The 23,473-nt window shown below is 44.0% G+C and carries 15 protein-coding genes, 1 tRNA gene and 1 pseudogene; 11 read left to right on the forward strand and 6 right to left on the reverse strand.

The annotated features are described in order from the left end of the window. Positions 1-842 (forward strand): TOMM precursor leader peptide-binding protein (locus tag BJP37_RS11645; protein ID WP_229415276.1); only part of this gene is annotated, 842 nt, incomplete at its 5' end. A gap of 91 nt (positions 843-933) precedes the next feature. Here the strand turns inward: BJP37_RS11645 and BJP37_RS43490 are convergent. Then, positions 934-1,056, reverse strand: a complete 123-nt coding sequence (locus BJP37_RS43490; RefSeq protein ID WP_269086989.1) for a hypothetical protein — start codon at positions 1,054-1,056, stop codon at positions 934-936. Between the two features lie 66 nt (positions 1,057-1,122). Then, on the reverse strand, positions 1,123-4,293 hold the full coding sequence (locus BJP37_RS11650) for a two-partner secretion domain-containing protein (protein WP_158069541.1): 3,171 nt from the start codon (positions 4,291-4,293) through the stop codon (positions 1,123-1,125). Positions 4,294-4,807: 514 nt separating this feature from the next. Here BJP37_RS11650 and BJP37_RS39020 point away from each other — a divergent pair. Further along, the gene (locus BJP37_RS39020; RefSeq protein WP_158069542.1) at positions 4,808-4,966 is read left to right on the forward strand and encodes a hypothetical protein; all 159 of its coding nucleotides are present in this window, start codon (positions 4,808-4,810) and stop codon (positions 4,964-4,966) included. 191 nt (positions 4,967-5,157) lie between these two features. After that, positions 5,158-5,397: a hypothetical protein gene (locus tag BJP37_RS36280; RefSeq protein WP_143727572.1), complete on the forward strand. Its 240-nt coding sequence runs from the start codon at positions 5,158-5,160 to the stop codon at positions 5,395-5,397. On the opposite strand, the pseudogene BJP37_RS44945 reads toward BJP37_RS36280, so the two are convergent. After that, a pseudogene (locus tag BJP37_RS44945) lies at positions 5,340-5,963 on the reverse strand (glutathione S-transferase family protein). The gene BJP37_RS36280 and the pseudogene BJP37_RS44945 overlap by 58 nt on opposite strands. A gap of 404 nt (positions 5,964-6,367) precedes the next feature. Between BJP37_RS44945 and BJP37_RS11665 the strand changes: the two are divergent. The 5 genes from BJP37_RS11665 (at position 6,368) to BJP37_RS11685 (ending at position 14,663) form a co-directional block, all read left to right on the forward strand. After that, positions 6,368-12,094 carry an AAA family ATPase gene (locus tag BJP37_RS11665; protein WP_075898939.1) on the forward strand — a complete coding sequence of 1,909 codons (5,727 nt, stop codon included), beginning with the start codon at positions 6,368-6,370 and terminating at the stop codon, positions 12,092-12,094. Between the two features lie 228 nt (positions 12,095-12,322). Then, a complete protein-coding gene (locus BJP37_RS11670; protein WP_075898941.1) occupies positions 12,323-12,541 on the forward strand; it encodes a hypothetical protein in 219 nt (72 codons plus the stop codon). Positions 12,542-12,584: 43 nt separating this feature from the next. Further along, the gene (locus BJP37_RS11675) at positions 12,585-13,844 is read left to right on the forward strand and encodes an RNA-guided endonuclease InsQ/TnpB family protein (RefSeq protein ID WP_075906003.1); all 1,260 of its coding nucleotides are present in this window, start codon (positions 12,585-12,587) and stop codon (positions 13,842-13,844) included. A 172-nt stretch (positions 13,845-14,016) separates the two neighbouring features. Continuing rightward, the gene (locus BJP37_RS11680; RefSeq protein ID WP_070394747.1) at positions 14,017-14,274 is read left to right on the forward strand and encodes a hypothetical protein; all 258 of its coding nucleotides are present in this window, start codon (positions 14,017-14,019) and stop codon (positions 14,272-14,274) included. A gap of 137 nt (positions 14,275-14,411) precedes the next feature. Next, positions 14,412-14,663 carry an AbrB/MazE/SpoVT family DNA-binding domain-containing protein gene (locus BJP37_RS11685; RefSeq protein ID WP_075898943.1) on the forward strand — a complete coding sequence of 84 codons (252 nt, stop codon included), beginning with the start codon at positions 14,412-14,414 and terminating at the stop codon, positions 14,661-14,663. A 177-nt stretch (positions 14,664-14,840) separates the two neighbouring features. On the opposite strand, the gene modB is transcribed toward BJP37_RS11685, so the two are convergent. Next, on the reverse strand, positions 14,841-17,060 hold the full coding sequence (gene modB, locus BJP37_RS11690; protein WP_229415566.1) for a molybdate ABC transporter permease subunit: 2,220 nt from the start codon (positions 17,058-17,060) through the stop codon (positions 14,841-14,843). 209 nt (positions 17,061-17,269) lie between these two features. Then, positions 17,270-18,082 carry a molybdate ABC transporter substrate-binding protein gene (gene modA / locus BJP37_RS11695; RefSeq protein WP_075898945.1) on the reverse strand — a complete coding sequence of 271 codons (813 nt, stop codon included), beginning with the start codon at positions 18,080-18,082 and terminating at the stop codon, positions 17,270-17,272. A 267-nt stretch (positions 18,083-18,349) separates the two neighbouring features. On the opposite strand from modA, the gene BJP37_RS11700 reads away from it, so the two are divergent. Then, a complete protein-coding gene (locus tag BJP37_RS11700; RefSeq protein ID WP_075898947.1) occupies positions 18,350-19,252 on the forward strand; it encodes a sulfotransferase family protein in 903 nt (300 codons plus the stop codon). A gap of 260 nt (positions 19,253-19,512) precedes the next feature. Here BJP37_RS11700 and BJP37_RS11705 read toward each other — a convergent pair. Then, positions 19,513-19,584: transfer RNA gene (locus BJP37_RS11705), tRNA-Val, on the reverse strand. A gap of 384 nt (positions 19,585-19,968) precedes the next feature. Between BJP37_RS11705 and BJP37_RS11710 the strand changes: the two genes are divergently transcribed. Both BJP37_RS11710 and BJP37_RS11715 read left to right on the forward strand, forming a co-directional pair. Continuing rightward, positions 19,969-22,557, forward strand: a complete 2,589-nt coding sequence (locus BJP37_RS11710; protein ID WP_075898949.1) for a CHASE2 domain-containing protein — start codon at positions 19,969-19,971, stop codon at positions 22,555-22,557. Positions 22,558-22,626: 69 nt separating this feature from the next. Next, complete coding sequence (locus BJP37_RS11715) at positions 22,627-23,403, forward strand: DUF928 domain-containing protein (RefSeq protein WP_075898951.1); 777 nt, start codon at positions 22,627-22,629, stop codon at positions 23,401-23,403. Positions 23,404-23,473 lie beyond the last annotated feature (70 nt).

Genomic DNA, 23,473 nt, shown 5'->3' on the forward strand with positions numbered 1-23,473 from the left:
GCTCCCGACTCCCGACTCCCGACTCCCGACTCCCGACTCCCGACTCCCGACTCCCCAACAGAAACATGGAACCACTCTTACAAATCCGTCCCCATTATCGCGTTGAAATTATTCAACCCAATCATGTTTATCTATTGGCCGAAAACGCCACTCACGCTTTAACGGGGGAATTTTACTGTCATCTGATGCCGCTGCTGGATGGTCAGTATACCTATGAGCAAATTTGTGAACGACTCACCGACCACGCTGACCGAGACCAGGTGGCTTATGTGATTGAAAATTTGTATGACAAAGGGTACATCGCTGCAAAGGTGCCTGAATTGTCAGAGGCTGCTGCTGCTTTCTGGAGTTTGCTGGGAGTAGAACCCCAAACTGCTTATGATTGTTTGCGGCAAGTAGTAGTTTATGTCACTGCTGTGGGCAATGTTTCAACTCAACCCTTGACCGATAAACTTACAACCGTTGGCATTCAAACCCAACCCTGGACAGGTAAACCCCCAGTCACCGATTTACCCACCCTGTTAGTAGTGCTTACCGATGACTATCTACAACCGGAACTAGCTCAGATTAATCAAGTTGCCCTAGATACTAACCAACCCTGGCTGTTGGCGAAACCAATAGGAGGACTGTTGTGGTTTGGTCCGATCTTTGAACCAGGAATAACTGGCTGTTGGCAATGTTTGGCCCATCGTCTGCGGGGCAACCGGGAGGTAGAAGCGTCGGTGCTGAAGCAGAAGGGAAAGGCGGGAAGTGTTGCAGAAGAAGGGAATCGGGAGTCGGGAGTCGGGAGTCGGGAGTCGGGAATCGGGAATCGGGAGTCGGGAATCGGGAATCGGGTGTGATGACAACAGAATTTGATAACGCTTTTCCCGATGCTAGGAAACATGTTAATGCGATTGTAATTAGAAATGATAGTTTTTTCATAGTAATTAATTAAGGGAACAGGGAATCGGGAATCGGGAGTAGGGAATCGGGAATCGGGAATAGTAATAATAGTTGATTAACTCTTGCCTCTTGCCTCTTGCCTCTTGCCTTTCTTTCAGAGAGTATGTTCACTACTTTTACAAAAATGCTATGTTACTCTCCCCGACTCCCGACTCCCGACTCCCGACTCCCGACTCCCTATTCCCTCTTCCCTCTTCCTGAATGACAATCAAGATTGGGCAATATCTGCTCAACAGGAGTTCCCTTAAAGGGATGAGCCGTCAGAATAATGGTGCCATCCTTTGCTGTTACCCAGCCTTGGGCTTCGATAATCACTTTTTTTTCTGGGACAGGTTGAGGGCGTCTGACATTAGCTTGCTGCTGTAATTGTTGTCTTCTGGTGCTGGCTATGCCAGGACGAGTTCTCCAGCCCACTGTTCTGTCAGTATTAATCACCGGATCTAATCGAGTCGGTGGTAAACCCCCTTTTCCGGTAATGGTAAAGGAACTCCCGCCAGCAATGCGATTATTCTCAAAGCCACAAAGGTCATTGGCCAGGATGGCTTCTGCATCGACCAGGCTTGCTGGTAACTCGATTAACCCTGAGGTCGGGTCTACTGAGGTGTTGAGGGTTACTGGACCGTTGAAGGATGAGCCACGTTCAGAGGTGGAGGTGATGTCATTTCCTGGAGTTGGACGGTCTCGAAACTCCAAGCCAAAGATGCCTTGGGCATTAATCGTAACACGACCTCCTCGGCCTTGTTTAGCATTGGCGGTGATATCGCTATCTCCTAGACCGAGTAAGATATCAGTATCAATGGTGATATTGCCTCCAGTTGTTGTATTACTAGCATCAGTTCTAATCTTGCTTTCGTCGAGGAGTCGGATGTCACGGGCATCTAGATTAATATTGCTTTTGTCTCCTCCTGCTGTTTCTGCTGAGATGATTACTTCGTTGTTAAGGAAGATGGAGTTGGCATTAATCTCTACCTCGCCTGCTGAACTATCCTTTTTAAAGCTTCTAGTACTAACTCGTGCTCCATCTTCGACAATTAACTCCCCAGTGGTAATAGTCAAATTTCCGGCATTTCCTTTTGCTATCGAATTAGCTTCAGTCAACAAGGCGCTGGGAAACTGACCCGAGGCTGAGGTACCAATCACTTGAACTGTAGAGTCGGCATTCACAGTCAAATTTCCCCCGTGCCCTTCACCTCTTGTGGCAGTTGAAACAAGTGCTCCATCAGAGATAATTAGCTGCCCAGTGGTAATATTCAACTCTCCCGCATTTCCTGTCCCTTCAGTTTCAGTAAACAAGCGGCTGGGAAACTGACCCGAGGCTGTCGTACCAATCACTTGAACAGTAGAGTCAGCATCCACACTCAAGGTTCCCCCGTTGCCTTCACCCCTTGTGCCAGCTGAAACAACGGCTCCATCAGAGATAATTAGCTGCCCAGTGGTAATATTCAACTCTCCCGCATTTCCTGTCCCTTGAGTTTGAGTAGTCAAGCCGCTGACAAACAGACCATCGGCTGAGGTACCAATCAGTTGAACACTAGAGGAAGCATCCACTGTCAAATTTCCGCCATCCCCTTCACCCAAAGTGGCAGCTGAAACAAGTGCTGCATCAGAGATAATTAGCTGCCCAGTGGTAATACTCAACTCTCCCCCGTTCCCTTGACCAACAGTGCTAGTTGAAACTTGTGCTTGATCAGATACAATTAACTGCCCAGTGGTAATACTGACATCTCCCGCTTTTCCTTTTGAGCCTCGATTAGCTTGAGCAAACAAGCCGCTGGCAGACTGACCATCGGCTGAGGTACCAATCAGTTGAACACTAGAGGAAGCATCCACAGTCAAATTTCCCCCGTCCCCTTCACCCAATGTGTCAGCTGAAACTCTTGCTCCATCAGAGACAATTAACTGCCCAGTGGTAATATTCAACTCTCCCCCATTTCCTGTCCCTTCAGTTTGACTAAACAAGCCGCTGACAATCCGACCATCGGCTGAGGTACCAATCAGTTGAACCTTTTCGTCGGCATCCACAGTCAAAATTCCCCCGTCCCCTTCACCAAAAGTGCTAGCTGAAACAACTGCTCCATCAGAGACAATTAACTGCCCAGTGCTAATCCTCACATTTCCCGCTTTTCCTGTCCCTTCAGTTTGACTAAACAAGCCGCTGCGAATCTGACCATCGGCATAGGTACCAATCAGTTGAACAGTCTCCTCGGCATTCACAGTCAAATCTCCCCCGTCCCCTTCACCAAAAGTGCTAGCTGCAACTTGTGCTTCATCAGAGACAATGAACTGCCCAGTGGTAATACTGACATCTCCCCCATTTCCTGTTGCTCCTCGAAGAACTGCGGCTCCCAAAGCGCTGAAAATACCATTTACTCGAACAAATTCAGAGGCATTCACAGTCAAATCTCCCCCCTGTCCTGAGCCAGTTACATCCGCAGTTATCCTAGAACTACCCTCAAGGCTGAGCTGAGAAGCCTTAACAACTATGCCACCGCCACTTCCACTGCCGTTGGTTCTCGCAAAAACAAAAGAGCGATCGCGTAAACTCACATTAGCTCCCTGCACCTGGATACTGCCACCATTTTCGCCACTGGTAGTGACAAAAGCAAAGTCGGACAAACTAATATCCTGAAACGCTTGAACTCCTGAATAATCCAATACAAAACTAGTATTAGTTGGGGTTAACTTCACCAGACCATTAGAGCCAACACTCCCTAACTCAATTCGTCCATCCAATGCACCTAGAACAGCACCAGGAATAGTAACCTCACCGCCAATTAGCCCTAAGGTTTGACCATTTGGTACCCGAAACAGACTAGACTGATTGGTAATACTCCCTGGATTGGAACCATATTGCAACCCAGATGGTATATTAATAGTTAATAACGGTTTTTCATTCGGATTTTTAGCGCTGAATACTGTGCCATCTTCAAACAAGACACTATCAGCAGTACTCCCAAAAAATGACCCTCCTAGATCTAGTCTGCTATTGGGACCAAAGACAATACCGTTTGGATTTATCAGAAACAAGTTAGCATTTCCCAATACTCCCAGAGTTCCCAAAATATTGGAAACATTTGTTCCAGTTACCCGACTCAGGATGTTCTCAATTCCAGCAGGATTCGCAAAATAAACCCGTCCCATCTCACCCACATTAAAATCTGAAAAGCTGTGGAAGAGATTGCTTTCTCTAATCGCACCACCTTCTATCAAATCCGCTAGGTTTCCCTTAACATTGACATTGGGCGTTACTACAGAACTTTCATTACCGAGGGTATTATCTGGAGTGATTTGTCCTAATGCCGTAGTTGCAGCCAGTAGAGAACACAATACAACGCTACTTGTTTGCACAAGTCCGTAAATCCAAGGTTTCATGTTAATCAATAGAGCGATGGATTTCTTTAAATATTTAACAGCCCACCCAGAGCTATAAGAGAGCCGAATTTTGCTCCTTCTTAATAGTATTGGGTAATGCCTAGTTTAGCGATAATTTTTTACAGCTCCCTCTTAGCTTTAAGCAGGGCAAAGTAAAGTCCATAATTAGTTTTTTTCATAGGCGATTCAATCTATACTATTTGCTAAGCATTCAGCTAATGCACTACCTGCTGAATGGTGAGTGCTGATAGCCGATTTTTCAGTATCTATAGACTTATCGGGCTAACCACCAACAATTATCCAGGAAACTTTCAATTGCAGTTAAAAAAGAAGTAAGCATATGCGCTACGCCCACGCTGCTTGAGGTGCTTATTTTATTCAAAAGCAGCTCAAGTAGGGATGCAGCAAAGGAACATCGGGTTTCCCCGACTCGCGCTTTGCATCCGTGGCCATAGGCCAAGGCTTTTGGCTGAAAGCTGATAGCTGATAGATGATAGCTGAATGCTTACAAACCAATGCTTACTTGTTGTCTTGGTGCAGTAACTTAGCTGAGAGTTGTTCGCGTAGCGTGGGTGGCACAGGCTTTGGCCTTGGCCTTTGGCCACGCTACGCGAATGGCCACGCTGTGCGAACGACGCGCTTGAGGTAGCGCATAAGCTGAATGCTCACCAAAATCCTAGCGCTCACCGGTTAATGAACACTAAAAAATAGACTTGGTCTTGAGTTAGATTACACCCTTAACTAGAACGAGTAGTTGCCGACCATTCGCTCAACTTTAAGTTGAGTTTACCAAATTTTTATCTATTTGTGGGAAGTTTCGGAAAAATCTGAGTGGAAACCATGCCAGTCCTTTTTCTTTCTGTTTCCTTCACTCCTGTTCTGCCTACTTCTGGCTTCTTTCCCCTCACCCTACCCAAACCTCCCACACTCCCGACTCCCGACTCCCTCGGTGCGCTTTCCGTAGGCGAATTAAATTCGCCACGGGTCGCACCGCTCCCGACTCCCGATTCCCTATCTCCCAATTACCGATTACCAATAGTTTCTTTAAAAGCTGGACGTTCAGACAAACGCATCAGATAATCAGCAACAGCTGGATACTCTTTAAAATCCAAATTTACCAGTATTTGGGCATAAAATAAATAAGACCCTACTGCAATATCCGCCACACTGAAATTATCCCCTAATAAAAACGGTTTATTGGTTAATCTTTCATTTAGTGGCTTCAACAAACTGGGCGCTTCTTTCTCCCGTCTATCTTCCAAAAATAATCCTGGACCTAAGGTAGCATTTGCAAACAACACCCACTGCACAATCTCCGACTGTTCTTCTAGAGAAATAGGGTTTTATCCATACTTATTAGCTAAGTAAACCAAAATCGCTCCCGACTCCCAAAGTTTAAAGTCTCCATCCACAATTGCTGGCACTTTCCCCATGGGATTAATCGACAGGTATTCCGGCTGTTTATGCTCTCCAGCTTTCATATCCAGCAAGATATACTCATAGGGCACTCCCAACTCCTCAAGATACCACTGCACAATGGTAGCTCGGCTCCGAAGACCACTATAAAGTTTTAGTTGTGGAGACGATTGACTGACTTGAAAATTTTCTTGACTACTGAATTCTGACTCTTGACTAGGATAAGACATTGTTCTAGATCTAGATTCGTTTACCTTAGGAGTATTACAGCTGTTTTCAGATGAATCGACTTCACTACCTTTAGCTGCAAGCCCCCTAAATCCCCCAATTATGGGGGACTTTAACTCAATTTCCCCCCAAAGTTGGGGGGCTAGGGCGTGTTTTCAAACTCGGATATCCCCCGTTGGTCCCCCTTAAAAAAGGGGGACTTTGAGTATGGCTCCCCCCTTTTTTAAGGGGGGCTGGGGGGGATCATAATCTTGCGGAAAACTTTGAAAACACGCCCTAGGGGGGCGAAAATTGCTGTAAATCACTGATAACTTTGTACACTTGGAAAAGTGGATTATTATTTGATAAGCTCAAACCGCACTGGTTGCGGTTTTTTATCATAAAAACTCCTTTAAAGGAGGTAAGTATGCGCGATTTATCAGGTTACCAAGTTACTGAAAAACTCCATGAGAGCACCAACTCCCTAGTCTATCGGGGACATCGGCGAGCAGATGACCAACCTGTTATCCTTAAAATGCTCAAACAGGCTTATCCTTCCCCTGAAAGCATTGCTTGGTTCAAGCGAGAGTATGAAACAACCCAAAACATTAACCTACCTGGTGTAATCGATGTTTACAGCTGGGAAAACCTAGAAACTAACTGGGTAATGGTGTTAGAAGATTTTGGGGGCGAATCTCTCAATCGGATCATTCCGAAGCAGGAATTCACAATTGCTGAGTTTCTCCACCTGGCCATTGAGATTGTTGACATTCTCGGTCAGGTTCACCAGCAGCATATTATTCACAAAGATATTAACCCATCAAATATTATCTTAAATCAGAAGACAGGTAAGCTTAAGCTAATTGATTTTGGTATTTCAACCACACTGTCGCGAGAAATATCCACCTTTCGTAACCCGAATGTATTAGAAGGAACCCTAGCTTATATTTCCCCAGAACAAACGGGTCGCATGAATCGAGCCATCGATTACCGCACTGATTTTTACTCTCTGGGGGTGACCTTTTATGAATTGCTGACGGGACAGTTACCCTTCCCCAGCAATGATGTTTTGGAATTAGTCCATTGTCATATTGCTAAACAACCGACACCACCACAGGAACTCAAACCAGACATTCCAGCAATTCTTTCGGCGCTCCTGTTAAAATTGATGGCAAAAAATGCTGAAGAACGCTATCTATCAGCCTATCGGATCAAGGCAGATTTAGAAGAATGTCTCAGACAGTGGCAAACCAAAGGGCAAATTGATGCTTTCGTGATCGATCAGCACAATGTTTCCGATCAATTTCAAATACCACAAAAACTGTATGGGCGAGAACAGGAGATTTCTACCCTATTAGCTGCCTTTGAACGAGTCAGCCAAGGAGCCAGTGAAATGATGCTGGTTTCGGGGTATTCTGGTATTGGCAAGTCCGTATTAATACAGGAAGTATATAAGCCACTGACTCGCCAACATGGCTATTGTATTTCTGGTAAGTTTGACCAGTTTCAACGAGATATTCCCTACGCTTCCTTAATTCAGGCATTTCGGTCATTAGTACAACAGTTACTGACAGAAAGTGAGCAAGAGATTAACAATTGGCGAGAAAAGCTGCAAAGGGAATTAGGGAAAAATGGACAGGTAATCATTGAAGTTATTCCTGAAGTAGAACTGATTATTGGTCCACAACCACCTGTCCTAGAGCTTCCGCCAACAGAACTACAAAATCGCTTTAATTTGGTTTTTAAAAAATTTATTAAGATCTTCACTCAACCGGAACATCCGTTAGTCATTTTCTTAGACGACTTACAGTGGGCAGATAGAGCTTCGTTGGAATTAATTCAACTGCTGATGACAGCAGCAGATAATAAATATCTGTTTCTAATTGGGGCATATCGGGATAATGAAGTAAACGACCTACATCCTTTGAATCAAAGCTTGGAACAGCTTGAAAAAGCCAGGGTAACAATTAATATAATACTACTTCCCCCCTTAACCTTAACCGATGTTACACAACTTATCGTTGATACGTTTTTCGTAGATTCAATAACTGCTAAACCCCTTGCAAAATTAATACAGGAAAAAACTTGCGGAAATCCGTTTTTCATCAATGAGTTTATAAAATCTCTGTATTCTGAAGGTTGGTTGTATTTTAACTACATCTTTGAGGAATGGCAGTGGGATATAGAGCAAATAAAAGCGCAACCCCTTACAGATAATGTGGTGGAGTTGATGACTAAAAAAGTTAAAGACTTACCCACAAAAACTCAAGCCTTATTAAAATTAGCAGCTTGCATAGGGAACCAGTTTGACCTGAAAACACTGGCAGTGATATATGAAAAATCTATACAGGAAACTGCAACGGATTTACGGTCAGCACTCCAATCCGGTCTAATTTTACCCCTTAGCTATGCCTACCAGTTAGTGGAACTGGATGTAGAAGGGTTGTCAAATCAGTTAGTTGCAGAATACAAATTTGCCCACGACCGTATCCAACAAGCAGTTTACTCACTCATTCCCAAAGCAGATACCCAAGCAGTACACCTGCGCATTGGCAAGTTGTTACTGCAAAATAAATCGTCTGAAGAATCTGAACAGAAGCTGTTTGAGATTGTTAACCAGTTGAACAAAGGTCGGGAACTAATTGAGCCACAAACAGAGCGAGATGAGTTAGCTCGATTAAATCTGCGGGCAGGCAAAAAAGCCAAATCTTCAGCTGCTCATCAACTTGGTTTCAATTATCTCCAGACCGGCTTAAGTTTGTTAGGTAACCAGAGTTGGTCGCAGCAGTATAACCTCAGCTTAGATTTGTATGTGGAGGCAGCAGAAGCAGCTTATACAATTGCCAACTACGATGAAATGGAGCCCTTGACTGAGATAGTCTTGCAAAAAGCCCAAACACTGCTAGACAAAGTCAAAGTCTATGAAGTCAAAATGCAAGCCTATTGTGCTCAAACAAAATTTATAGAAGCAATCAAAACTGGGCTAGAAGTTCTGAAGTTACTTGGGGTCGAATTACCTGAACAACCCAACCAATCTGATCTGACGGGAGAGATAGAGCAGATAAAGTCTGCTTTAGGGGGGAGGCAACCCCAAGCGCTAATCGACTTACCCCAAATGACCGATCCCCATAAACTAGCAGCTATGCGGGTTATGAACTACTTGTTGAGCTCTGCCTACATAGCAATGAATCAACTCAGCTTGGTAAATTGGTGCCGACAGGTGAATTTATCGATTCAGTTTGGTAATTCCCCTGATTCCCCTTTTCCCTATGCCGGTTACGGGCATATCCTCTGCTTAAGAGGAGAGCTTGAGGCTGGCTATCAGTTTGGTCAACTTGCTTTGAAGTTACTAGAACGATTCAAAGATAGAACATTCAAAGCAAAAACTTATGCAGCGTATAAGCTATATCTCAAGCATTGGAAGGAACCGCTCAGGGACACATCATCTTTGTCCATGGAAGCTTATCAAAGTGCTATAGAAACTGGCGATCTTGAATATGCTGCTAGTGTCATGGTTACCTATGCCTACGCTTTTTACCTAAGTGGCGTGGAACTGATCGATGCTAAAAAAGAGATGGCGAAAGCAATTGCAGCTACTATTCAAACTCAGCAGGAAGCTTACCTTCATTGGACTCAAACCTATATGCAGGCTATCCTTAACTTGATGGGAGAAGCAGAAAATCCCTGCCGTTTGATTGGTGAAGCGTACGATGAAGAAAAGATGATAGCAGTCCATCTAGCCAGTGGAGATCGCACGGCACTGATGCATGCTTATTCCCATAAACTCGCTCTGTGTTATCTTTTCGAGGAATTTCAGCAAGCAGTTGAAAATGCCGACCGGTTTGAAGACTATGCTGCTAATGCTGGCTCATCATTCATCCTTACCACTGCCTACTTCTATGATGCCCTGGCTCGGCTAGCATTTTATCCTGATGCTTCAGAGACTGAAAGAGCAGAAATTTTGACCAAGGTTGCTGCTAAACAAGAAAAAATGGAACTCTGGGCAAAGCAAGCTCCGATGAATTTTCTACACAAATTTTATCTAGTCGAAGCTGAACGATCCCGAGTTTTAGGCAAAGATAGCGAAGCTAGAGACTATTACGACCGCGCTATTACCTTAGCCCATAAAAACGACTATCTCAACGACGAAGCCCTAGCTTATGAACTAGCAGGCAAATTCTATTTAGCTAGAAACCAAAACCACGTTGCTCGCCACTACCTACAAGATGCCCACTATACTTATCAAGGCTGGGGAGCTGTGGCTAAGGTAAAGGATTTGGAAGCTCGATACCCACAATTTTTAGCTACAGTTTCAACAAATAGTATTAAAACTAGCTTAAATCCGTCAATTACCGACTCAGGTAAAACTACATCCGGTGTCTTGGATATCAATAGCATTCTCAAAGCATCGCAAACTATTTCTGGGGAAATCATCCCAGACAAGTTGCTGGAAAAGTTAATGAAAATTCTGATTGAGAATGCTGGGGCTCAAAAAGGTTTTCTGATACTGGATAAAGAAGGTGACTGGGTAATTGAAGCTGAAGGAACAGTGGATTCTGATCAGCTGACTACACTGCAATCCCTGCCAGTAGACTCTGCGGATGCTGCTAGTCAAACCCCGGTCTTGTCAGTCTCTATCGTCAATTATGTAGCTCGCACCCAGGAAAATGTAGTTTTAAGTGATGCTGCTAATCAAGGACAATTTACTCGTGACCCCTACATTGTTGCCACTCAACCCAAATCGATTATCTGTAGTCCTTTGTTAAATCAAGGCAAACTAAGCGGTATTTTATATTTAGAAAATAATTTAACCACAGACGCATTTACCAGCGATCGCATTGAAGTTTTAAGAATGCTTTCTGCTCAAGCTGCTATCTCTATTGAAAATGCTCGTCTCTATGGACAGTTAGAAGACTATAACCGCAATCTAGAGCTTAAAGTAGAAGAGCGCACTCAAGAACTATCTCAAACTTTGGACGTTCTCAAAGCTACTCAAGCGGAACTAATATTTGAAAACGAGTTACTCAAGAGTGACGAACAAGCGTCGAATTTTGATTATCAAGTGGGGGGAAGTTTACCGATGGATGCTCCCACTTATGTGGTGCGTTCTGCTGACAGAAATCTCTACAAAGCTTTAAAGCAAGGGGAGTTTTGTTACATTCTCAATCCCCGCCAGATGGGTAAGTCAAGCCTGATGGTACGTATGATTAACCACTTGAACCATGAGGGGATTAGCTGCGGGGCGATCGACCTGACTCGGATTGGCAGCGAAAATGTTACCCCTGACCAATGGTATAAGGGATTGGCAGTAGAGCTATGGCGAAGTTTTGGTTTACTAAGAAAGGTGAATTTAAAAAAGTGGTGGAATGAACGAGGAGATATTTCTACGGTTCAGCGGTTGAGTCAATTTATTGAAGAAGTCTTACTGGGTGAGGTTGATCAACCAGATAACAGTTTACCGAATAAACGGGTAGTTTTTATCGATGAAGTTGATAGCGTCTTGGGCTTGAATTTTCCAGTTAATGACTTTTTTGCTCTGATTCGCTCCTGCTATAATCAGCGTACTATCAATCGAGACTATGGCAATTTAACGTTTGCTCTGTTTGGGGTTGCTACTCCCTCTGGCTTAATTACTGACCACCAAAGAACCCCTTTTAATATTGGTCAGGCGATTCAACTGGAGGGTTTTAAAGAGCATGAAGCCCAACCTTTGCTTCAAGGATTAGCAGAGAAAGTGACCAATCCTCAAACACTGCTCAAAGAAGTGTTAGCATGGACGAGTGGTCAGCCTTTTTTGACCCAAAAGATCTGTCAATTCATCCGCAGTACTTCATCTGCTATCCCTACCAACGACGAAGCTGAATGGATTGAAAATTTGGTGCGAACCAAGGTGATAGAAAATTGGGAATCACAGGATGAACCGGAGCATTTGAGAACTATACGCGATCGCATCCTGGAGAGTAAGCAATCTGTTGGGCTACTGGAGATATATCGACAAATTGTGGAGCAGGGAGAAGTGGTGGCTGTTGACAGTCCAGAGGAAAAGGAATTGCTGTTGTCTGGGTTAGTGGTCAAGCAACAGGGATGTCTGAGAGTCAATAACCGGATTTATGAATCCATCTTTGACCGCAGTTGGGTTGAGCAGCATGTCTAAGTGGGATGTTGGAGCTTCAATTAAAATAGTAAAGGGAACAGGGAACAGGGAGTAGGGAGTAGGGAGTAGGGAGTAGGGAGTAGGGAGTAGGAAACAGGCAATAGGCAATAGGCAGAAGGCAAAAGGGGACTGGGATCTATCTTTTTTATTTGATTTCACGAATAAGCTGTTCAGCATTTAGATTGGGATTAGAATTGAATCTACCGACAAAAGCTCTCTGTTAAGCCAATGACAACTTCCCTTGAAGAAGCCCTCAACACGGTTAGTCAACTGCCTCCTGAACAGCAGGCTATGCTGGTTGAAATCATCCAAAACCGTCTGATCGAATCCCGTCGTCAAGAAATTGCTGAGGATGCCAACTATACGGGCAAGGGGTCTCCCGTTATAATCTCCGATTTAACGGGAGACCCCTTGCCCGACAGCGTCTGGAAGTTCTCAACAGATTGACATGCAGGTCACGCTGCGCGATTGTAAGTGGTATAATAGCACAGTGATATTAACGTACTGCTACAAAATCAAACCAAGTCCCGAACAGATAGCCATCATGGAAAGGTGGCTTGAATTGTTGCGTCGTCACTGGAACTATGCTCTAGGACAACGGCTTGATTGGCTCAATCGGACTCGCTCACCGATTGATAGATGTAATTTGATTAGTGAGCCGATAGGTGTTATTCCAGAAGCGGTCAACTATTACACTCAGCAGGCAGCCCTCAAAGAAACCAAACAGCTATTCCCTGAGTACAAACAAATCTACGCAGAAACTCAGCAAGTTAACCTACAACGACTCAAAAAAGCATGGGATAGGTGGCGGAAGCCTGTCAAGCATGGGTTACGCGGGGGAAGACCTCGGTTCAAGAAACAAGGTCAATTAAGGTCATTCGTGTTTCCACGTGTGAACAACCCCCGTGCCGGGGCGCATCTAAAAGATGGCTTTCTATTGCTCAGTCGCATTGGTGAAATACCTGTGGTCATGCATAGACCAATACCAGATGGATTTACACTTAAACAGTGTACTGTCGTCAAAAAGGCTGATGGTTGGTATTGTTGCATTTCAATGAAAGATGATACCGTACCTGAGCTGTTACCTGTGGATTCGGTTAGATCTGCTGTCGGTATCGACGTTGGCTTAGAAAAATTTTTAACCACCTCAGACGGTGAAGCTATCCCTATTCCTCAGTTTTATCGTAAGGCTCAAAACAAATTGGCTTTAGCTCAACAAGTAATGTCGCGCCGTGTCAAGGGGTCTAAAAACTGGGAAAAAGCCAAAAAGAAAGTGGCTTTATTGCATCTTCATTTAACCCGTTGCCGAAAAGAATTTCATTATCAAGTTGCTCATTGGTTATGCAGTAAATACGACCTAATTGCTCACGAAAATTTAAATATCAAAGGACTCGCAAGAACTAAACTAGCGAAATCAATACATGATGCAGCCTGGGGCGCATTCCTGGAGATATTACAAGCAGTAGCGGTAAGACGCGGTTTGTTAGTCCAGTTCGTCAATCCACGGGGAACAAGTATTGAGTGTTCTAATTGTGGTTCTAGGGTTGAAAAAAGTTTAAGTAATCGCGTTCATCACTGTTCGAGTTGTAACGTCAAAATTGACAGGGACTGGAACAGTGGCATCAACATTTTAAATCGTGGATTATTGGCGGTTGGACTGCCGCTCAATGGCTGTGGTAAATCGGCACAAGATGCCGTGGAGCAGCAAGTCTCATTTGTAAATCTGAGAAGCCCACATCATAATCTTTGATTTGATGTGGGAGTAGTCACAGAATCGATTGCTACATTTCAACAGGGCAAGTTACGACCTCAGTCAGCAGAGACTGTAATTTCTCAATTGCAAAAGGCTCTTGAAGAAAACCCATGAGGTCTAGAAAATTGTAAGATTGAAAGAAGGCAACAGTACCATGGAGTAAAACGTGATGTTGAATGTCAGTCTGGATCAAGAGGCAGAACAGTATTTAGTTGAAATTTTAAGTCAGGAAAAAACAACTAGCAGTGAGTTGATCAAAAAATTGCTGCGGGATTATCGCCAAAATTTTCAATCCCAAAAATCGGTTTTAGAACGAATGGGAGGAATGCCTAAACATTTGCTATCGGTGGGTAATCTATCTGATCGGGATACTCGTAGAGCAAAGGGAACAGGGAACAGGGAACAGGGAATAGGGAGTAGGGAGTAGCGATGCAGCGCGGTCTTGGGGGTTTCCCCCATGAGCGACTGCATCAAGACGGGAGTAGGAAACAGGGGACAAAAATTATCACAATTGATTTAGGATTGCTATAAAATAGGAATTATCCATCAAAAGTAATTAAGCTGATGAAAGCTGCCATTGTACGTATTAGAGATTCCCAAGGAATTAGAATTCCTAAAGCAATTCTTGAAGAATGTGGTTTAGCCAATGTAGTTGAAATAACACTAGAAGATGGTAAGGTAATCATTTCGCCAGTATCCCACTCTCGTCAAGGATGGGAAGAAGCTTTTAAAGAAATGGCAGAAAATGGTGATGATGAATTATTAATTGATGATCGGATTGAAAATTATTGGGATGAAGAGGATTGGCAATGGTAGCGATTCCCAAGCCAAAAGATAGTGGTGGGTTTCGTTGCTTCAACCCAACCGAGAAAAGAATGCGATTGCACTTCCTCTCCCTGTTCCCTATTCCCTATTCCCTGCTCCCTGCTCCCTGCTCCCTGCTCCCTAAAACCCAAGACTTTTTACCTCACCCAATTAACTGCTATAGTTCAATCAACTCTCCATCAAAATCAACCTCAAAGCATCTAACTGCACATACCATGGCTGAGGCCAAGCTTTAATCTGATGCCATTTTTCCTTGAAAACTTCAGCTTGGAGGTGATACTGTTGAGGATTGTAGGACTTACCAAGTTTAGTTGGTTTTGCCCCCCTAACCCCCCAATTTTGGGGGGGAATCATGTCAAAGTCCCCCGCCCCCCTAACCCCCCAACTTTGGGGGGGAATGATGTCAAAGTCCCCCAGAATTGGGGGATTTAGGGGGCAATCCATAAGTCCTGTATTCCTAGAAGCAGTATATAAACTCAGATAGAGTGTAACTCGGTGCTGGGTTTCACTCATCGTCACCAGCCAACAGGGAAAAGTATTGTCGTGATTTGGCTCTTTTAGAAATCTCAGATGATGGGCACGGATGCCAACATAAGCCAACGATTTCCTGATCGGTTCCACAACTAAGAGACTACAGTTCCAGTCCAGGGCTTTAATTTTTTTGTGGTCAATAATTTCAACCCGAGAAAAGTTTTTACACTCGGTTAATTGTGCTACCCTAAAGCTAGGAGGATGCTCAAAAATAGCTTCTTTAGAGCCAGAAGCAATAACCTTTCCTTCGGAAAGTACTAACAGATTACCACAGACCCGGTAAGCTTCCTCTAATTTATGGGTGACGAAAAGAGTCGCTCCTTGATAAGTAGAGAAAATTTCCGTTAGTAGCCTTTCGATCTGATTCCGGAGATAGGTATCAAGGGCAGAAAGGGGCTCATCTAACAGTAACGCTTCTGGTGCGATCGCCATTGCTCTTGCCAACGCTACCCGCTGCTGCTGTCCCCCAGAAAGTTCGTGAGGATAGCGCTTTTCCAGTCCTTGTAAATGCATCAGTTCAATGTATTTCCATACCCGTTCATTCCTTTGGGCTTTCGGCAATTCCTGCAAGCCAAAGCCGATGTTTTGAGCGACATTCATGTGGGGAAACAGGGCGTAGTTTTGAAATACAAAACCAACGCGACGTTGGTGAGGAGGAAGGTTAATACCCTGTTTAGAATCAAACAAAACTCTTCCGTTCAAGACAATGCGGCCTTGAGTGGGTGTAGCCAAACCAGCAATACACCGTAGCGTCATACTTTTACCAGAACCAGAAGCCCCTAAGATTCCTAACGGCTTACCATTAGCAGTAAATTTAGCATCTAGGGTAAAGCTAGAGCTTAGCTCTTTTCGTAACTCTACTAAAAGTCCTTGACTTGGTTCTATGTTAGATTTTTTCCCTACTCCCTGTTCTTTTCTCCCCTTAATAAGGGAAGCTCTAGTCCCCCCCTTATTAAGGGGGGTTAGGGGGGATCCCTTCCTTACTTCTATGTTAGATTTTTTCTCTATTCCCTGCTCTTTTCCCCCCTTATTAAGGGGGGTTAGGGGGGATCCCTTCCTTACTTCTATGTTAGAGAAGGGAATGTTGGTTTTGCGCAAAGGGAGTAACCAGTGACTAATTATTGAGCAGCAACGATTGATTAATCTATAGCATTTATCATACTGATTAGGTGCAAATAATTTTGTCCCTGCTCCCTGCTCCCTGCTCCCTTCTCCCTGTTCATAGTTAATGATGGTGATTGCCACGAGAGCGATCGCAACCATGATCAACACCCATAGTAGTGCTTCCCCCATCCTCCCGGCTTGGGCTGCAAAAAAGATAGCGATCGCAATGGTTTGGGTTTTGCCAGGAATATTCCCAGCTAGCATTAAGGTAGCGCCAAACTCTCCCAAGGCTCTCGCAAACGCCAAAACTGTCCCCGCCATCACCCCTGGCCAAGCCAAAGGTAGCAACACTTGCCAAAATACCCTACATTCAGAAGCTCCCAAGGTACGGGCACAGTTAATCAAATCCTGATTGACTTGTTTGAAAGCTCCCAATACAGTTTTATACATCAAAGGAAAAGCAACTACAGTAGCAGCAATCACAGTAGCAGGCCAAGACAAGATTACAGATACTCCCAATTGCCTCAATAGCTGTCCCACTGGGCTATTTCTACCTAGTAACAACAGTAATAAGAAGCCAACTACTGTAGGTGGTAGCACTATCGGAAGGGTTAAGATACTATCAATAATTCCTTTACCTTTCCCTTGATAGCTAAACATCCAGCCCGCTACCGTAATTCCCAGAAAGAAAGCCAAGATAGTAGCCAAGCCAGCAGTTTTTAGGGAAATCCATAAAGGAGATAAATCTTCCATTACATTATAATAGTTATCAAGTGGGTGAGTTACAAAGTATTGGGTTTTAGGGAGCAGGGAGCAGGGAGCAGGGAGTAGCCACTGCATCGCTTTTATTCTAATTCGTGCTCTGTTGACAACAACGATATAGCAGTTTTTATATTAATCAGATACACAATATTTTTTCTATGTTCCCTGTTCCCTGTTCCCTGTTCCCTATTCCCTACTCCCTACTCCCTACTCCCTACTCCCTTATCCGCCATAGTAAACCCATACCTCAAAAATACAGTTTTAGCTGACTCACCACTCAGAAACTGTACAAACTGGTTAGCATGATCAGGGTTTTTAGACTCCTTTAATACTGCTACTGGGTAGATAATCCGGGAGTAAGACTCTGGCGGAGCAGTAGCAACTCGTTTAACTTGGTTTGATACATTAGCATCTGTTGCATACACCAATCCAGCATCCACATTACCTGTTTCCACATAGAATAGAACTTGGCGAACATCTTTAGCAAAAACTAACTTCGGTTTGAGCTGGTCAAACAAGTTAAGAGTAGATAGAACTTCCTTAGCATAGTGTCCAGCTGGTACACTTTCCGGGTCTCCCATTGCTATTTTACTGATTTTATCAGACCTTAAGTCCTTAAAATTAGAGATACCAGTCTCGTCTTTCGGAGTAATTAAAACTACCTGATTATTAATAATACTTTGCCTTGTCCCTTCTAGTAAAAGCCCCTTAGATTCCAGAGCATTCATTTGTTTCGGAGCTGCTGAAATAAAAACATCCACTGGCGCGCCCTGTTCGATTTGTTGCTGCAACGAACCAGAGGAAGCAAAGTTATAAATAATAGTAACATCTGGTGTTTCCTTAGTGTAGAGTACTTTGATAGCTTTCATCGCATCTTGTAAGCTAGCAGCAACTGAGACAGTTAGACTGACCACTTCTGGCTGTTGATTGTTAAAGGTAAGAACATTGCAAGCTACCAAAACTAAGGATAGACTTAAGCACAGAAACCATGATTTAATTAGGGATTTAACCATATCTAATTTTTAGTTTAGATGTGAAACTATGATTGATCAAAAAAGGGAACAGGGAACAGGGAACAGGGAAGAGTAGTAAAGAGCTCTGAATAGTTTTTGATGTTATGATAAATCACCAAGATTGTTCATGATATATTTTTAAATTATATAGCGCTTCCTATTCAGCGTGATATACATTTAAATTTTATTCCCTACTCCCTACTCCCTACTCCCTACTCCCGATTCCCGATTCCCGATTCCCGATTCCCGATTCCCCCCAGAAATAAAATGAAATTACCCAATTTTTTAATTATAGGTGTGCAGAAGGCAGGAACAACTTCTATTTATAACTACTTAACGCAACACCCTCAAGTTTATATGAGTCCGGTTAAGGAAACCAATTTTTTGGAGAAAGATTGGGAAACGTTACCGCCAGACCTAATAACTCCTAACAAAAATCGAATTGATACCTTTGAAAAATATTGTCAACTTTTCCAAGACGTGAAGGATGAAATAGCGATTGGAGAAGCATCCCCTAACTATTTGTTTCATTATCAATCATCGTCTGAGCTAATATTGCGTTATTTGCCCGATGTTAAACTAATTGCTATTCTCCGAAATCCCATAGACCGAGCTTATTCGGATTATTTAATGCACGTTCGGGAAGCGACGGATGTAGCGGGTAAGGTTCAACCGTTATCGGAACAGCTTAAGTTTCGCTCTAAGGGGTCGTTTACCCTAAAAAAAGGACTGTACACTGCTCAATTAAGACATTTTTTGGAAACCTTTAATCGAGATAAAATCAAAGTTTATCTGTACGATGATTTATGTAAAAATCCCGTGGCTTTGCTCCAGGATATGTATCGATTCATTGGAGTAGATGAAAAGTTTATCCCAGATGTATCCAAAAAAGCTCAAGTGGCTCAAGTTCCTAAAGTAAAATTGTTTAATGATCTGTTGCGTAAACAAAATCCCTTCAGAACTATGGTGGCTTCTGGACTAAAGTACATTCTACCAGTGGAGGTGAGGCAAACTGTTCGTTCAGCGCTAATCAAAATAAACTCAACTGATAAGAGACAAGCTGCTCTTTCTAAAGAGGAACGGCAACAGTTGCTGGAATTTTATCGTGATGATATCCTCAAACTCCAAGATTTGATTCAACGAGACCTTTCGGTTTGGTTGACTGTTTGAGTGTAAGTACTCAGCTTAAGCGCTACGCGCACGCTACGCGAACAGCTATTGAAGAAAACAGGTCAGAATTCATTTAATCTGAGTTATGTCGCAGCGTTGAAGCCTGCGCCACAAACTAGCTAGAAGTCAGATAGGACTTACGCAAATCCCTCAATTTAACGCTACCTGTAGGGTGGGCAAGGTTTTGCCCACCCTACCCATGCATTCTGTGCGGGTGGAACAGGCTTCTAGCCTGTGATAAGTGCGCATATGCTTACCCATGGGCGATACTGGGTTCGAACCAGTGACCTCTTCCGTGTGAAGGAAGCGCGCTACCACTGTGCTAATCGCCCATACTTTTTTAGTCACTAGCTTTACAGTATACCACAAATTACGGTCACGTGACAACTAATGTTTGCGTGAAAAGCTGACTTTTCTGATATCCCTTGATGGTGAATCAGTCAGCTGTGGATCAAGCTAGATATCAATCTAGATATAAAATCTTAAAACTACACTATAGCATTTTTATACCACCAATTTAGGAGTTGACAAACACAAGTAAGTAATGTTACATTAGCATCGCAAGAGTTTTAATGGTTAGACCCCTATAAACAGTGGTTTGCATAACTATCAGGTAGACAGGATTTTTTTCACTCTTTCCTCTTCCCTTTTCCCTGCTCCCTGCTCCCTAAAAACCCAGAACTTTGTACTTAATTGAATTGCAAACCGCTGTATCGATGAGTCAGTCACTAGTCTTAAAACTGGGAAATGGGAATTGTCAGGAAGGTTTTCCTACTGTTATCGCTCAACTTTGGGAAACAGATCATCGTAATCCGATTCAGTTTACTGGATGTTTGCCTGCTGCACCGGAACTGCCCTTACTCTACAAACGCTGGCAATTAATGTATGCAGCACTCTACCGAGGCTTCAGGTGCGATCTCCGTCTGGAAATTCATGACGTTAGTATCACTAATGTTTCAGAAGCTGAGTTTAGGAATCTGTCTCAACAGTTAGAAGAGCAAATTAATACCTGGCTCAATGCTGAAGAATTTCACAAGATTGAACGGCGAGTGCGAACTAAACTAATGCCGTCTGAGGAAATTAGAGTGATTATCGAGGCGGAAGATGACCAAGTGCGACGATTGCCTTGGCATTTGTGGCGTTTATTTGAAGATTACCCGCTGACAGAAGTGGCGTTGAGTAGCCAAGAGTATGAGCGAGTCAGAACGCCAGCTCGAGAGTCAACGGGTCAGGTTAGGGTATTAGGAATTTTAGGAAATAGTGAAGGGATTGAGGTTGAAAAAGACCGCGCTTTACTTGAGCAGTTACCAGAGGCGGAAACTGTTTTTGTGGTGCAGCCACAACGCCAAGAGCTTAACCACCAGCTTTGGGATAAACAGGGATGGGATATCCTGTTTTTTGCGGGACATAGCGGGAGTGGGGCGGATGCTAAAACCGGTTACATAAGTATTAATCAAACTGATAGCTTAACGATTTCCCAGTTAAAGCATGCTCTGAGAACAGCTATTACCTGTGGTTTGAGACTGGCAATTTTCAACTCTTGCGATGGCTTGGGATTGGCACGGGAATTGGCTGATTTACATATTCCTCAGTTGATTGTGATGCGGGAGCCGGTTCCCGATCGAGTGGCACAGGAGTTTTTGAAGTCCTTTTTAACGGCATTTGCTGGTGGAAAATCCTTATATTTGGCAGTGCGGGAAGCTAGGGAACGGTTGCAAGGGTGGGAAGATAACTATCCTGGTGCTAGCTGGTTGCCAGTGATTTGCCAAAATCCGGCTGTTGTTCCGCCGACTTGGCAACAGTTGCGCGATCGCAATCAATTCCCTTCTGTTTCAGGTAGCTCCAGTCAGGCTCATGGGTCACAAACCTCTTCAGAGGGTCAACACATGATGCGATCGGCTGTAACAAAGGGTCAAACTTCATTGCCCAGTACCTCCCCTACTCCTTCAGACCAAACTAGCTCCGACAAACCATCCCATTCGTTTCCGATTCGTTTACTATGGTGCGATCGCGTTTTGTTACTCAAGGCTAGTGTATTCGCCATGGCTTTGGTGATGGGATTGCGGTGGTTGGGACTATTGGAAGGGCTTGAACTAAAAGCTTTTGACAAACTGATGCGACAACGACCCTATGAAATGCGGGACGAGCGTCTGTTGATTGTTAAGGCTACCCCAGAGGATATTAAAAATCAGGAACAGCAACCCAAGCATGGGGCATCGTTATCAGACCATACTCTTACTCGGCTATTTGAGAAACTCCAGGAGTATGAACCAGTCACGATTGGCTTAGATATCTATCGTGATTTTCCGGTGGATCCAGCTTACCCTAAACTAGCAACTTACCTGGGACAAAAGAATTTATTTGGTATCTGTAAAGTTAAAGATGCTAAGGCTGGGGACACCGAAGGGATTTCTCCACCCCTGGAAATTCGGCCCGATCGGATTAGTTTTAGTGATGCTTTACCTGACAAGGGGGGAATCCTCCGTCGCCATCTGTTATCTCTGAACTCACCAGACCTGACTGATAAGTGTACTGCTAAGAATAACCTTAGCCTGCTACTAGCCCTATACTATCTAGATGCTAAGGGTATCCAATGGGGCTACACATCAAATCAGCAATTGTGGATTGATGCGCCAGATTTGGATAACGGTAAAACTGTTGTGCTGAAGGAATTAAATTCTGATACCGGTGGCTACCACAGAGTGGATGCAGCAGGTAGACAAATCTTGCTAAATTACCGTTCCCGTCGTTCTCCTGAAGATATTGCACTAACAGTCAATGTTGGCGATATTCTCAATGATAAGATTCCGCCCCAGCGCAGGTCCCAACTGAAGGGTCGGATTATTCTTGTTGGTATAGCCGGTCCAATTAATACCAGTAGTGATTACTGGCTCACCCCTTACAGTGCCAGTCAGTCCCTGAGCGAGAAGCGAACACCAGGAGTGGTGATTCAAGGACATATGGTAAGTCAAATCCTGAGTGCGGTTCTGGATAATCGACCTTTGTTGTGGGTTTGGTCAGAATGGGGAGAAGTGCTGTGGATTTGGGGTTGGTCTGTGGTAGGAAGTGTAATTGGTTTGGTAATGGGATTCCGCTCAGGCCAGGCTAGGGGTATGCATTTCCTAAGTGGCTTGGTAATCTCGACGGGAGTGGCACTTGGTGCTTTGTATGGCATTTGTTATCTGTTTATTTTGCAAGGGGGTTGGATACCGCTGGTGCCATCAGCAATGGTATTGGTGCTTACTTCGGTGGGTATGGTTTTGGTAGTACGTTGTACACCATGTTCCAATCAGATGCGACAGTAGGATTGATGGCAAAAGGGAACTTCTCAGACCCAGCCAGCATCTTCCTTGGCAAAAGCATCGGAGTTGACAATGGTTAAAATTAAACTGCTTTATGGGATTGCGTTTGCTGTGGCGACTCTCACCAGCTACCCAGCACCGGCGCAATGGATGGAATCTACTGGCAATCCGTCTGAATCTATAGCAGTAGAGTTTAAACAGCCAGATTATTCAGGTGATGCCCCAAGCGGACGTAGGCGAGGTACAGGTAGTCGTGGAGATTGTCCTTTGGCTGTTTCTGAAACGGGAGGAAACCTAAGCGTGACACCTGTGATCGATAAAGATAGTAGGGGATTGACAGTTAATGAGTCTCCGACTATCTGGGTTAATGTTTCCTATCAATCTGAACCTGTTGAGAGGGGGCTTTCTGGGGAATTTTCCTTGCAGGATTCAAAAACTAACACCAAGCTTGCTCCAAAATATTTACCTGTTACTTTGCCAAGTCGGTCTGGTGTGTTTAGCATACCTCTTCCGTACTCCTTAGAGGTTGGTAAATGGTATCGCTGGCATTTGATCCTTGATTGTAATTCCCCAGATTCGTTTTACGATGACTCGGTTTTGTTTATTAGAGGACTCTTGAAACGGGTTGAATTGCCAAAGTTTAAGTATCCATTAGATACAACAAACTCACAGCAGAAGCTAATGGAACTTTATGCTGAAAATGGCATTTGGTATGATTCTTTGAATGAAGCAGCTAAACTTCGTTGTAGTAATCCACAAAATGCTACGTTTGCTGAGGCTTGGTCCCGATTGTTGAAAGCGGTTGAATTGGAAAAAATTGCCCAGGCAAGCTTGATCTGTCGGGAGTAGTTTGGTTTAACTACAAGGGAGTCGGGAGTCGGGAGTCGGGAGTCGGGAGTCGGGAGTCGGGAGTCGGGAG

The sequence above is a fragment of the Moorena bouillonii PNG genome (assembly GCF_001942495.1).
GTDB lineage: Bacteria > Cyanobacteriota > Cyanobacteriia > Cyanobacteriales > Coleofasciculaceae > Moorena > Moorena bouillonii.